Source organism: Pseudoduganella danionis (assembly GCF_009720775.1).
Lineage (GTDB): Bacteria > Pseudomonadota > Gammaproteobacteria > Burkholderiales > Burkholderiaceae_D > Rugamonas > Rugamonas danionis.
Map to the genome: position 1 here is coordinate 255,670 of NZ_WNKW01000006.1, position 12,313 is coordinate 267,982.

Genomic DNA, 12,313 nt, shown 5'->3' on the forward strand with positions numbered 1-12,313 from the left:
ATCAGGCTCAGGGCAGACATGCGTTCAGAAGCTCTTGGCGTACTGCTTAGTTGCGCACTGGCTTACCGGTCTGCATCATGCCCATGATGCGTTCCTGGGTCTTCGGATGGTTCAGCAGTTCCAGGAAAGCTTTACGCTCCATATCCAGAATCCACTGTTCGCTCACGAAGGAACCCTGATCGATATCGCCACCGGACACGATCTCGGCAATCATTTCGCCCAGTTTGAAGTCGTGCGCGGAGATGAAGCCGCCGTCACGCATGTTCACCAGTTGGGCCTTGATGGTGCCGTAGCCGTAACGGCCGGTCACTTGAATCGGTGCCTTCAGTGGTGGACGGTAGCCCTTGTCGAACATGGCGCGTGCTTCTACTTTCGCGACGTGCAGCAGTTCGTAAGGGTTGAACACGATCACGTCGTCTTCTTTCAGGTAGCCCATGGCCTGTGCTTCCAGAGCCGATTTCGACACGTTGGCGGTCGCCGCGTTGGTGAAGCCGGTTTTCAGGAATTGCAGGATGTCGGTGCCCTTGGCTTCTTTGTAAGCGCGTGCTGCCGCTTCTTTCAGACCGCCGCCGGCAGGGATCAGGCCTACGCCCACTTCCACCAGACCGATGTAGGACTCGATCGAAGCTACACGCTTGGATGCGTGCAGCGCCATTTCGCAGCCGCCGCCCAGTGCCAGACCGGCTACTGCGGCCACCACTGGAACGTTGGAGTACTTCATGGCCATGAAGGTGTCTTGCAGTTCGCGGATGATAGGATCAACCGCTTTAGCACCACCCTGCATGAACGCTGGCAGCGCCGATTGCAGGTCAGCACCGGCCGAGAAGGCGCCGCCTTCAGCAGCGTCGGCACTCCAGATCACCAGACCTTTGTAGTTCTTGGCGGCTTCCGCCAGAGCCATCTTGAAGCCAGCGATCACGCCCTGGCCGATCACGTGCATTTTGGTCTTCAGCGAGATGACCAGCACCTCGTCGCCGCTGTGCCACAGACGTACCGAGTCGTCCTCGAACACGGTGGTGCCGGCAGTGCGGCCGTCGATGGCGCCCGAACCGAATACCGGAGCACGGAACTGCTGACGCTCGTACACGGCCAGATCCGAACGTGGCACGAACGATTTCGATACGGCCGACCACGAACCTTCAGGGGTGTGGACGCCGCCTTTTTCAGCCACAGGGCCTTCGAATACCCAGGCTGGCAGCGGTGCGTTGCACAGTGCGTGGCCTGCGTCGATGTCTTCTTTGACCCAGTTGGCAACCTGAGTCCAGCCAGCGGCTTGCCAGGTTTCGAACGGGCCCACGTTCCAGCCGAAGCCCCAGCGCATGGCGAAGTCGATTTCGCGCGCGTTGTCGGCGATGCTGTCGAGATGGATAGCGATGTAGTGGAATGCGTCACGGAAGATCGCCCACAGGAACTGGCCTTGTGGATTGGTCGATTCGCGCAGTGCTTTCATCTTCTTGACCGGATCCTTTTCTTTCAGGATGCGGGCAACGATGTCGGCAGCCTTGCCGCCGCCGGTGACGTATTCACCGGTAGCGAAGTCCAGACGCTGGATCTCTTTGCCTACTTTTTTGTAGAAGCCGGCGCCGGTCTTCTGACCCAGCGCGCCTTTTTCTACCAGACCAGCCAGCACGGCCGGGGTTTTGTAGACGGCAGCGAACGGATCGTTAGGCAGGTAGTCCTGCATGGTCTTGATCACGTGGCCCATGGTGTCCAGACCGACCACGTCGGCGGTACGGAAGGTACCCGACTTGGCGCGGCCCAGTTTGGCGCCGGTCAGATCGTCGACCACGTCAACCGACAGACCGAATTTCTCGGCTTCGTGCACGATGGCCAGAATGCCGAACACGCCTACGCGGTTAGCGATGAAGTTAGGGGTGTCCTTGGCACGTACCACGCCTTTGCCCAGCGTGGTGGTCAGGAAGCCTTCCAGCTGGTCGCTGATTTCCGGCTTGGTGAACTCGGTCGGGATGATTTCGACCAGGTGCATATAGCGCGGTGGGTTGAAGAAGTGCACGCCGCAGTAGCGCGATTTCAGATCCGCGTCGAAGCCTTCCGACAGCTTGGTGATCGACAGGCCCGAAGTGTTCGACGCGAAGATCGCGTTCGGTGCAATGTGCGGAGCCACTTTGGCGTACAGATCGTGTTTCCAGTCCAGACGCTCGGCGATCGCTTCGATGATCAGATCGCACTCGGCCAGCTTGGCCAGGTCGTCTTCGTAGTTGGCGACTTCGATCAGGGCAGCGTGTTCCTTGTTACCCAGCGGTGCAGGCGAGAGCTTTTTCAGGTTCTCGATAGCGCGCAGCACGATGCCGTTTTTCGGACCTTCTTTGGCAGGCAAGTCGAACAGCACCACAGGCACTTTGGCGTTGACGCAATGAGCGGCGATCTGCGCGCCCATAACGCCGGCGCCCAGCACGGCTACTTTTTTAACGATGAAATTGGTCATGTCGTATCCTTAAGTTGCTTAGAACAGGTCAGCGTCGAGGGCCATCAGGTTGGCCGAACCCGAACGTGCCTGACGAATCAAGGTTGCAGTTTCTGGTTGCAGACGGGCGAAATAGAAGCGTGCGGTCGCCAGTTTGGCTTTGTAGAAGTTGTCGCCGCTGTCTTCCTTGGCCAGCGCGATCTTCGCCATTTGAGCGAAGAAGTAGCTGTACACCATGTGACCGACTACGCGCAGGTAAGGCACGCAGGCAGCACCGACTTCGTCCGGGTTCTGGAAGGCTTTCATGCCGATTTCCATGGTCAGTTTGGTGACCTTGTCGCCCAGATCGCCCAGCGGGGTCACGAATTCGCTCATGGCTTCATCGGTACCGTTGTCTTCTACGAAGGCTTTGATTTTCTCGCCGAATTTACGCAGCTTGGCGCCGTTGTCGCCGAGGATCTTGCGACCCAGCAGGTCCAGCGACTGGATGGTGTTGGTGCCTTCGTAAATCAGGTTGATACGGGCGTCACGTACGTACTGCTCCATGCCCCACTCCGAGATGTAGCCGTGGCCGCCGTACACCTGCATGGCTTCCGAGGTAGCGATCCACGCGTTGTCGGTGATGAAGGCTTTGACGATAGGGGTCAGCAGCGCGACTTCGTCAGCGGCTTCTTTACGCACTTCTTCGTCCGGGTGGTGCAGTTCGCGGTCGATCTGCAGTGCCACGTAGGAAGTGAAAGCGCGCGCGCCTTCAGCATAGGCTTTACCGGTCAGCAGCATGCGGCGCACGTCAGGGTGCACGATGATAGGGTCAGCAGCTTTATCAGGTGCTTTAACGCCCGACAGGGAGCGCATCTGGATACGGTCCTTGGCGTACACCAGCGCGTTCTGGTAAGCCACTTCGGTCAGACCCAGCGACTGCATGCCCACGCCCAGACGGGCAGCGTTCATGAACACGAACATGGCGTTCAGGCCTTTGTTCGGCTGGCCGATGATCCAGCCTTTGGCGCCGTCCAGATTCATCTGGCAGGTCGAGTTACCGTGGATGCCCATTTTTTCTTCGATCGCGCCGCAGGTGATCGGGTTGCGTTCGCCGATCGAACCATCAGCTTTCGGCAGGTACTTAGGTACCAGGAACAGCGAGATGCCTTTCGAGCCTTCCGGTGCATCCGGTACGCGGGCCAGCACCAGGTGCAGGATGTTTTCCGACATGTCGTGCTCGCCGGCCGAGATGAAGATCTTGGCGCCGGTGATGTCCCACGAACCGTCAGCCTGTGGAATCGCCTTGGTGCGCAGCATGCCCAGATCGGTACCGCAGTGTGGCTCGGTCAGGCACATGGTGCCGGTCCATTCGCCCGAAACCAGCTTAGGCAGGTAGATTTTTTTCTGTTCGTCGGTGCCGTGTTCTTTCAGGCACTCGTAAGCGCCGTGCGACAGACCAGGGTACATGGTCCAAGCCTGGTTGGCCGAGTTCAGCATTTCGTAGAACGAGTTGTTCAGCACTACTGGCAGGCCCTGGCCGCCGTATTCAGGATCGCAGGCCAGTGCAGCCCAGCCGCCTTCCACGTACTGCTGGTAGGCTTCCTTGAAGCCTTTAGGGGTGGTCACGGTCTTGGTTGCAGCGTCGTGCTTGCAGCCTTCGCGGTCGCCCGAGTGGTTCAGCGGGAACAGCACTTCCGAGGTGAATTTGCCGCCTTCTTCCAGCACCTGGTTGATGATGTCGGCATCAACTTCAGCGTAGTCCGGCAATGCTTTCAGTTCTTCACCGACGTTCAGGAACTCGTGCAGAACGAATTGCATATCCCGGATTGGTGCGACGTATTGACCCATGATTTTCTCCTGATGACTTTTGTAGTGACTACGAAATGTTTAAATGGTGAGCGGATGAGATACTGCGTTTAGTGCTGTGCGACCACCGCTGCCGGTGATTGCGGATTGCGATACGTACCTAACAGGCGTTCAAAACCGATGCCGGCCCGTGCCAGACTGCCCGGAATGCGCAGGAAACGCGCATCGTGGTGCAGGGCCAGAATCAGGCCGTACATTTCATATACCAGTTGCTGCGGGTCGGTATCGGCTTTCAGATCACCGCATTCGACCGCCTGCTTCACGCAGCGCAGCAAGGCGCCCTGCCACGCGCCGACCATGGCCATCAGCTCTTCGCGGATAGGGCCCGGACGGTCGTCATATTCAACGGCGCCACTGATATAGATACAACCGGAAGCCACTTCCACGCTGACCCGTTTCACCCAGCGGGCGAACATCGACTGCAGACGCTGGATACCGCGTGGCTCTTTCACACTGGGGAAGAACACTTCCTGTTCGAAGCGGTGGTGATACAGCTTCAGCACTTCCAACTGCAAATCTTCACGCGAACCGAAGTGGGCAAACACTCCGGACTTGCTCATGTTCATCTTATCCGCGAGCAACCCGATGGTCAGGCCTTCAAGACCATCGCGGCTGGCCAGATCCAGTGCCACGTCCAGAATTGCAGCCCGTGTCAGCTCACCTTTGCGCATAAATTTAGTTGAGGTATTAATAAGATTACGTCCCAAGGTAAAAATTAATCTAGGAGAAGAAATAGCATTCTGCGCTAGTTAAATTTACTCCGTGTGAAAGAATTGCGAACGCTCGTACTATTATCTACCAAGGGGTAAATGTCAAACAGTACCGTTAGAGGTGTGGTTCTATTGATGCGACGCAGCAAAATCAGCACGAACGTGCTATAGCTTGCCCAGCTGGCGGCGGTCGCGCTTGGTGGGACGGCCCTTGATATCGGCGCCGGGCTCGCGGTACAGGCGGCGGTGTTCGGCCACTTCGGCCCGGCGCGCCACGCTGGCATCGGTTTCTTCGTAGAGATTGCGCGCCACCGTGGCGGGGCCGCGCACTTCGGACAGATTCATCACGTCCACTTCCCAGCGGTCGGAACCGTTATCGATGTCCAGCACATCGCCGATGCGCACGGCACGCGCCGGTTTCACCTTGTCACCGCCCAGTTTGACTTTGCCGCTATCGACGGCATCGGTGGCCAGCGAACGGGTTTTGAAGAAGCGGGCCGCCCACAGCCATTTATCCAGTCTTACACTGCCATTCTCGTTCACGCGTATTTCCCTACTGCGACTATGCGCATAATCATCTTGTATGCAAAATAAGCCAGTTCGTAGCCGAACCGGCGCCAGCGCCCCACATGCTCGAAATCGCTGGTGTGGATCACCACGCCCTCGCCCACGGCCGCCTCGATGTGCTGGCGCAGGCTGCTGGCAAACGCGGCATCCTTGATGACCACATTGGCTTCCTGATTCAGGAACAGGCTGAGCCCGTCCACATTGCTCGAGCCTACCGTGGCCCAGTCATCATCGATCACCGCCACTTTGGCGTGCAACTGCGTCTTGCGGTATTCCACCACGGTCACACCGGCGGCCAGCAGTTTGGGGTAGAACGAATGGGCGACAGCATCCTGCAGCCAGAACTCGCCCACGCCTATCAGCAGCGTCACCTGCACGCCGCGCTCGGCCGCGGCCGCCAGCGCGCGGCGGAACTTGGCACCCGGCGCGAAATACGGATTGGCCAGCAGCACGTTATGACGCGCCTGCCCCAGCGCCTGCAGATAGGCGCGCTGGATGGTGCGGCGGTTACGCAGATTGTCGCGCACGACGAAACCGGCCTGCACCATGTTCTGCACGGCCTGCTTCTGCACTTTGCGCAAGTCGCGGTACAGCTCGAAGCGCTTGATCAGACCCATTTTGCCCAGCCGCAGCCACTGGCTCTGCATTTCCATATGGATGGTGCCCACTAGCGGGCCGATGACCTGCACGGCAAAATCCCAGCGCGGCGCGGCCAGACTGAGCGTGCCACCATGGTCGCCGCGCATGTCATCGACCACATTGATGCCGCCCACAAACGCTTGCGACTGGTCCACCACGCACAGCTTGCGGTGGGTGCGCGTCACGCCGCGCTTGAACCACGGATTGAAAATACGGTGCTCGACCCCGGCTTCGATCAGCTGGGCATGCATCTGGGCGATGCGGCCACGGCCCGTGCCCCACCAGTCGGTAATCATGCGCACCTGCACGCCACGGCGCGACGCTTCGGCCAGCGCGGCCAGCACGGCCCGCCCGGTGGCATCGTCGGCAAAGATATAGGTCTCGAAATAGATTTCGTACTGCGCGCTATCGATGGCAGCCAGCAGCGCAGGAAAAAACTCAGCGCCCGTGTGCAGCAGCCGCACATCATTATCCGCAACGAAGTTGACGGTGGGCATAGGTTCAGGTCAGCGTCAGATTGGCAACGATGGGCGCATGGTCGGACAGCTTGGCCCACAGGCTGCCGTGCAGCACTTGCGCTGTCTCCACATGAAAACCGCGCACATAGATGCGGTCGAGGCGGAAAAACGGCAGCGCCGCAGGGAAGGTGCGGGCCGGGTGCACGCCCTGCTTGCGGCGCAGCGTACGCACCAGCTCATCGAGCGCGGAATTGCTGCCGATTTCATCGAACGCTTCGCGCACGCCGAGCGCGTTGCGCAGTTCGGCACTGAGGCTGTTACGCCAGTCATTGAAGTCGCCGGCTATGATCACGGGCTCGCCGTCGGGGGCCGATTCGCGCACGGCCGCGATCAGCGCCTGGGTCTGGCGCCGCCGTCCTGCCTCGAACAGGCCGAAGTGCACCACATAGCAATGCACGGGGCCGCGCGCCGTGTCCAGCACACAGTGCAGGATGCCGCGCTGTTCATAAGCGTGGTCGGACACATCGTGGTTGATGCTGTTGGCAATCGGGAAGGCGCTAAGCAGGGCATTGCCGTGGTGGCCGTGGTCGTACACGGCATTCATGCCATAGGCCGCATGGGCATGGCGCGATTCGCCGGCAAAATACTCATGCTGCGCCGCAGCAGGCCAATGCTTGCGGCCCAGATGTTCGGCGCCGTATTTGGCCGCCTTACGATCATGCTGGCCCTGCACCTCTTGCAAAAAAACGACATCGGCATCGAACAGGCTGATGGCCTGCTTGAGTGCCAGCACGCGCGGCTCGCTGCGTATGGCCGACACACCCTTGTGGATATTGTAAGTAGCAACGCGGATTCTCATAGGCTTATTCTAACCCTGAGTCCGGAGCTGCGGCGTATGTCGCCGCACATATTGCGGGTGTGAACAGTCCGAAAAAAACCGCCTAAGCCGGAGCCCGCTCGCCGCGCAGCATACCGGCCAGACTCAGGTCTTCGTCACACAAAGGCCAGTGCAGCCCTTCGCCATCGCCGATGATTTGCCATTGATCTAGCTGCGCGCGGCTGGCGCCTGCCAGACGCGGATACCACGCTAGCGGCGTACTGATCTGCCGGCCATCGGCCAGTTCAACCGTCAGGTGGGTAGCGCTGATCGAAGCATGCTGTATGCGCTCACCTAGGGTAAAAGTGTTCATCCCACCTCCTCAGAAATTCCAGCTTGTGCCTCGAAATGATACGCTCAATTTCACGCAATTCCTGCTCGGTAAACTGCACTAACTGGACCAAGCAGACACATCCTTAACTAGAATTTTTTCATGAACCAACGTAAATCGAGAGACTCAGCGGACAACTTCAATAAATACTCACTCGCCCATAAACAAGTTTCACAATACCAGTATGCACAACTACATCTGAATCACGGCTTTTCGGGCTGCCAATTCTAGATCCATGGCGACAATCAACAGCATGACGAAGTCTACTCACGCAGACTTATCAATAGCGAAACCTAAATCCACCTCCAAAACTATGGAACATTTTTTACGAAAAATATGCAAAGAAAGCAAGCTCTAGGTACTTAACTGCTCACTATCGAAACATTTAGCCACCAAACTATTCTACGACAAAGTTTTAAAATCGCCTTACAGGCATAACACGGCACAAACCTGAAGCGGATTGCGTCGAATCGGAAGCTCTACCTGTGCGGCGACTAATAGTTAGCTTCGTTAGATAAGGATCTTCGTAATAAGATCGGATGACAATTACCACATCATCAGATGTCACCCTACCATCAGTCATGAGGGAGCCATGCATAAATACTCGTTGAGTGTCTTCCTCAAAATCAATTGGTACTTCATTTTTTTCTCGACTAGGGTTTCTCGCAAGACTGAGTTCACATAGCAGGTGCCTAGCATCTTCTCTAGGTTTAGTTATATCTACATATTTGATGGGCTTACCAGTAATCTTACTTTCGGCAACTGCACAAGCATAAGCAACTGCAATTGCTGCGGGAGAATTACGGCTCGTCGATGTCGGCTGGGGGAGTGTATGGCTTCCTTTTGACTCAAAATACTCCTCAGTTGCAACAGTCGAAATTTCACCGACTCTAACACCATTAACCGTTCTCTGATTAACCCAATTTTTTTTCAATACAAAGCGTCTTTGAGTATCATCACAATTAACAGCAGTACTTTCAAATACGTTGTTGTAAGTTTTCCCATCTTTCTTTCTAGAGTCAGAATCTAAAATATGAGTCTGCACCCATTAAAAAAATATAATCCGATTGTCATTTTTAGAAAGATGAACATCACTCGAGTCAACAGAAATGGCATCTCGATCGACCATTCCAACCTTTTCCAGATTAGCTGATGCACTTGTAACAAATCCGCAAAGTTGGAAGGAAAGTAATAATTTTATTAAGTTTTTTTGACTTTTCATAAATAGTAAAAAAGCTTCCTGTTCCAGTCTCAAAAAATGATTTCCCGCTTAGAAAACGCCGATTTAAGCTTATTGCTTTAGCAATTCATAAAAAATGTGAATATTTTTACAACAATTATTTAAAATGGACAAATTAAATTACTTGATTTTCAAAAATGAAAAGGTATCTTGTTCAGACTATATAAATTTTTACAATTATATCGAAATACTGCAATATTAACCAATATTAAACCAACTAGAAGCATAGCCATCGAATATGGTCAGATTTATTTAGTGATCGCACATAGTCAGCGTATCCAGGCGAAGCAAATGAATCTATATCTCGTATAATTGATTTATTCCCCAATACTGCGTGCGAAGAAAAATTATTTCTAATATCAACGGCATCAACTATTTGTCCTGCATTATTAATTGAGCAGACTCAACTGTTTTCCTCACCCAGAGTTCCTAAGCCAGTTAACCGATAAGCTTGTGCGCTTACATCATTAGAAATGCCAACACCTAACAAAATCGTGGTCACGACTTTAAAAATATTTTTTGTATTTTTTGATAATTTTTGAACTTGAAGGTGTATGGCAGCGCTACCAAGCCTATTTTAGAAAATGTAGGCATTTTTTATGATTTAAATTTTCACGATACACATTATCTGCCAGTAAGCAGGCAAGTATCAAAATAATATCAACACGAAAGTTAGCATATCATTTTTGCAAGAAAAAATGCATGCTTACTATTGCGGAATTATTGGCAACCACTCATTTAAACATAAGTGTTAATAACTACGGCAACTTTTCTTCACATATGAGGGCAAACTAACCCATCTAGTTTGGGCTCCCTTGGGCCATTAACTATGCTGTTGCAGGACTGTAAGAATGGCTTCGGCATTCGAGGCGGAGAAGCAGCGGTCGGCAGCTTCCAGATACGGTAGCCAGATGTAATTGATGTGTTCGCGCGGGGCCAGCTTGACCTCGGTCTCGCGCGGCACCTGCACGCTGAATACGTGCTCGGTGTTTTCCGTTACGCCCGGTGCATAGCGGTGGCGCCAGACCGGATAGATGGTGTAGATGTTGGAGAGCTGCCAGTCGCGCAGCACGATCTGCTGGCCATCGGCAACGATGCCCGTTTCTTCGAACAGCTCGCGGGTGGCAGCGGCCAGCAGCGGCTCGCCCACGGCATCGAGCGAACCGGTCACGGACTGCCAGAAGCCGGGCTTGTCGGCCCGTTCTATCAGCAGCACTTGCAGGTCGGCCGTGTGGATCACCACCAGCACCGATTCGGGTATCTTGTAAGGCTTCATAGCAAACATAAAAGAAAAGGCGCCGCAGCGCCTTTTCCTGATACGACAGACTTAGCCAGCTACTTTTGGCTCGGTGGCGCGCAGACGGATGTGCAGTTCGCGCAGCTGCTTCTCGTCCACTTCCGACGGCGCCTGGGTCAGCAGACACTGGGCACGCTGGGTTTTCGGGAAGGCGATCACGTCACGGATGGAATCGGACTTGGTCATCAGCGTGACGATACGGTCCAGACCGAAGGCCAGACCACCGTGCGGAGGCGCGCCGTACTGCAGGGCGTCCAGCAGGAAGCCGAACTTCAGGCGGGCTTCGTCGGCATCGATCTTCAGTGCACGGAACACTTTCGACTGTACTTCTTCGCGGTGGATACGGATAGAACCGCCGCCCAGTTCCCAGCCGTTCAGTACCATGTCGTAGGCCTTGGCGATGCAGGCACCCGGATTGGTTTCCAGCATGTCTTCGTGGCCGTCTTTCGGTGCCGTGAACGGGTGGTGGGTCGCGGTCCAGCGATCCGACTCTTCGTCGTATTCGAACATCGGGAAGTCGATCACCCACAGTGGCGACCAGACGTCGTCGAACAGGCCGGCTTTCTTGCCGAAGTCCGAGTGACCGATCTTCACGCGCAGCGCGCCGATGGCGTCGTTGACGACCTTGGCTTTGTCAGCACCGAAGAAGATCAGGTCGCCGTCTTCTGCACCGGTCAGTTCCAGCACTTTGGCCAGCGCGGCGTCGTGCAGGTTTTTCACGATAGGCGATTGCAGACCGTCACGGCCTTTGGCTTTCTCGTTGACCTTGATGTAGGCCAGACCTTTGGCGCCGTAGATGGCGACGAACTGGGTGTAGGCGTCGATTTCCGAACGTGGCATGTCGCCGCCCTTCGGTACGCGCAGACCTACCACACGGCCGTTAGGCATGTTGGCAGCACCGGAGAACACTTTGAAGTCGACGTCTTTCATCACGTCGGTCAGGTCGGTGAACTTCAGTTTCACGCGCATGTCCGGCTTGTCCGAACCGTAGCTGCCCATGGCTTCAGCGAAGTCCATCACCGGGAACGGGTTAGGCAGTTCAACGTCCATGGTGTTCTTGAACACTTTACGGATCATGTCTTCGAACAGATCACGAATTTCCTGTTCGGTCAGGAACGAGGTTTCGCAGTCGATCTGGGTGAATTCTGGCTGACGGTCAGCGCGCAGGTCTTCGTCGCGGAAGCACTTGGTGATCTGGTAGTAACGATCGAAGTTAGCCACCATCAGCAGCTGTTTGAACAGCTGTGGCGACTGTGGCAGCGCGAAGAAGTTACCAGCGTTCACACGCGATGGCACCAGATAGTCACGTGCGCCTTCTGGCGTCGATTTGGTCAGCATTGGGGTTTCGATGTCGATGAAGCCCAATTCGTCCAGATACTTACGCACTTCCATCGACACTTTATAGCGCAGGCGCAGGTTGTTCTGCATCTGTGGACGACGCAGGTCCAGCACGCGGTGAGTCAGACGGGTGGTTTCCGACAGGTTGTCGTCGTCCAGCTGGAACGGTACTGGCACAGAGGCGTTCAGCACTTCCAGTTGCGAGCAGATCACTTCGATCTTGCCCGATTTCAGGTTGTTGTTGACGGTGCCGGCCAGACGGTCTTTGACCACGCCGGTCACGCGCAGGCAGAACTCGCTACGCACGGCTTCGGCAGCCTTGAATACTTCGGCCTGTTCCGGATTGCACACCACCTGCACCAGACCTTCGCGGTCGCGCAGGTCGATGAAGATCACGCCACCGTGGTCACGGCGACGGTGTACCCAGCCGCACAGGCTGACAGTTTGGCCAAGCAGCGCTTCGGTAGTGAGGCCGCAGTAGTGAGTACGCATTGAGGACATGTTTATTTCTCGGTTCAGGTTAGGTTACTCAGTTAATCTAGTATTTGCTTATTTTTCTGGTACTGCTTCTTTTGCTTATGCT

General features: G+C 55.4%; 10 protein-coding genes. All 10 read right to left on the reverse strand.

The annotated features are described in order from the left end of the window. Positions 1 to 46 precede the first annotated feature (46 nt). The 10 genes from GM655_RS19340 to aspS all read right to left on the reverse strand — a co-directional run bounded on the left by GM655_RS19340 (position 47) and on the right by aspS (position 12,222). Entirely contained in the window at positions 47 to 2,446 is a 2,400-nt protein-coding gene (locus tag GM655_RS19340; protein WP_155436300.1) for a 3-hydroxyacyl-CoA dehydrogenase/enoyl-CoA hydratase family protein, read from the reverse strand. A gap of 18 nt (positions 2,447 to 2,464) precedes the next feature. After that, entirely contained in the window at positions 2,465 to 4,255 is a 1,791-nt protein-coding gene (locus GM655_RS19345; protein ID WP_155436301.1) for an acyl-CoA dehydrogenase C-terminal domain-containing protein, read from the reverse strand. Positions 4,256 to 4,323: 68 nt separating this feature from the next. Beyond that, the gene (locus GM655_RS19350; protein WP_155436302.1) at positions 4,324 to 4,944 is read right to left on the reverse strand and encodes a TetR/AcrR family transcriptional regulator; all 621 of its coding nucleotides are present in this window, start codon (positions 4,942 to 4,944) and stop codon (positions 4,324 to 4,326) included. A 204-nt stretch (positions 4,945 to 5,148) separates the two neighbouring features. Beyond that, on the reverse strand, positions 5,149 to 5,526 hold the full coding sequence (locus tag GM655_RS19355; RefSeq protein WP_161036099.1) for an RNA-binding S4 domain-containing protein: 378 nt from the start codon (positions 5,524 to 5,526) through the stop codon (positions 5,149 to 5,151). Continuing rightward, entirely contained in the window at positions 5,523 to 6,686 is a 1,164-nt protein-coding gene (gene clsB, locus GM655_RS19360; RefSeq protein WP_155436303.1) for a cardiolipin synthase ClsB, read from the reverse strand. Before clsB ends, GM655_RS19355 begins: the two co-directional genes overlap by 4 nt. A gap of 4 nt (positions 6,687 to 6,690) precedes the next feature. Further along, positions 6,691 to 7,506 carry an endonuclease/exonuclease/phosphatase family protein gene (locus GM655_RS19365; RefSeq protein ID WP_155436304.1) on the reverse strand — a complete coding sequence of 272 codons (816 nt, stop codon included), beginning with the start codon at positions 7,504 to 7,506 and terminating at the stop codon, positions 6,691 to 6,693. An 82-nt stretch (positions 7,507 to 7,588) separates the two neighbouring features. Beyond that, positions 7,589 to 7,837 (reverse strand): DUF2442 domain-containing protein, encoded by a 249-nt coding sequence (locus GM655_RS19370; RefSeq protein WP_155436305.1) that lies wholly within the window; start codon positions 7,835 to 7,837, stop codon positions 7,589 to 7,591. Between the two features lie 433 nt (positions 7,838 to 8,270). Then, positions 8,271 to 8,900: a hypothetical protein gene (locus GM655_RS19375; RefSeq protein WP_155436306.1), complete on the reverse strand. Its 630-nt coding sequence runs from the start codon at positions 8,898 to 8,900 to the stop codon at positions 8,271 to 8,273. A gap of 1,018 nt (positions 8,901 to 9,918) precedes the next feature. Then, positions 9,919 to 10,371 carry a dihydroneopterin triphosphate diphosphatase gene (gene nudB / locus GM655_RS19380; RefSeq protein ID WP_155436418.1) on the reverse strand — a complete coding sequence of 151 codons (453 nt, stop codon included), beginning with the start codon at positions 10,369 to 10,371 and terminating at the stop codon, positions 9,919 to 9,921. A 51-nt stretch (positions 10,372 to 10,422) separates the two neighbouring features. Continuing rightward, positions 10,423 to 12,222, reverse strand: coding sequence for an aspartate--tRNA ligase (gene aspS, locus GM655_RS19385; protein WP_196308811.1), 1,800 nt, complete (start codon positions 12,220 to 12,222; stop codon positions 10,423 to 10,425). Positions 12,223 to 12,313: the final 91 nt, after the last annotated feature.

Bases quoted from the DNA above. Each gene is read 5' to 3' on its own strand.
- GM655_RS19340 (WP_155436300.1), bottom strand. From the start codon at position 2,446: ATGACCAATTTCATCGTTAAAAAAGTAGCCGTGCTGGGCGCCGGCGTT.
- clsB (WP_155436303.1), bottom strand. From the start codon at position 6,686: ATGCCCACCGTCAACTTCGTTGCGGATAATGATGTGCGGCTGCTGCAC.
- GM655_RS19345 (WP_155436301.1), bottom strand. From the start codon at position 4,255: ATGGGTCAATACGTCGCACCAATCCGGGATATGCAATTCGTTCTGCAC.
- nudB (WP_155436418.1), bottom strand. From the start codon at position 10,371: ATGAAGCCTTACAAGATACCCGAATCGGTGCTGGTGGTGATCCACACG.
- GM655_RS19365 (WP_155436304.1), bottom strand. From the start codon at position 7,506: ATGAGAATCCGCGTTGCTACTTACAATATCCACAAGGGTGTGTCGGCC.
- aspS (WP_196308811.1), bottom strand. From the start codon at position 12,222: ATGCGTACTCACTACTGCGGCCTCACTACCGAAGCGCTGCTTGGCCAA.
- GM655_RS19350 (WP_155436302.1), bottom strand. From the start codon at position 4,944: ATGCGCAAAGGTGAGCTGACACGGGCTGCAATTCTGGACGTGGCACTG.
- GM655_RS19370 (WP_155436305.1), bottom strand. From the start codon at position 7,837: ATGAACACTTTTACCCTAGGTGAGCGCATACAGCATGCTTCGATCAGC.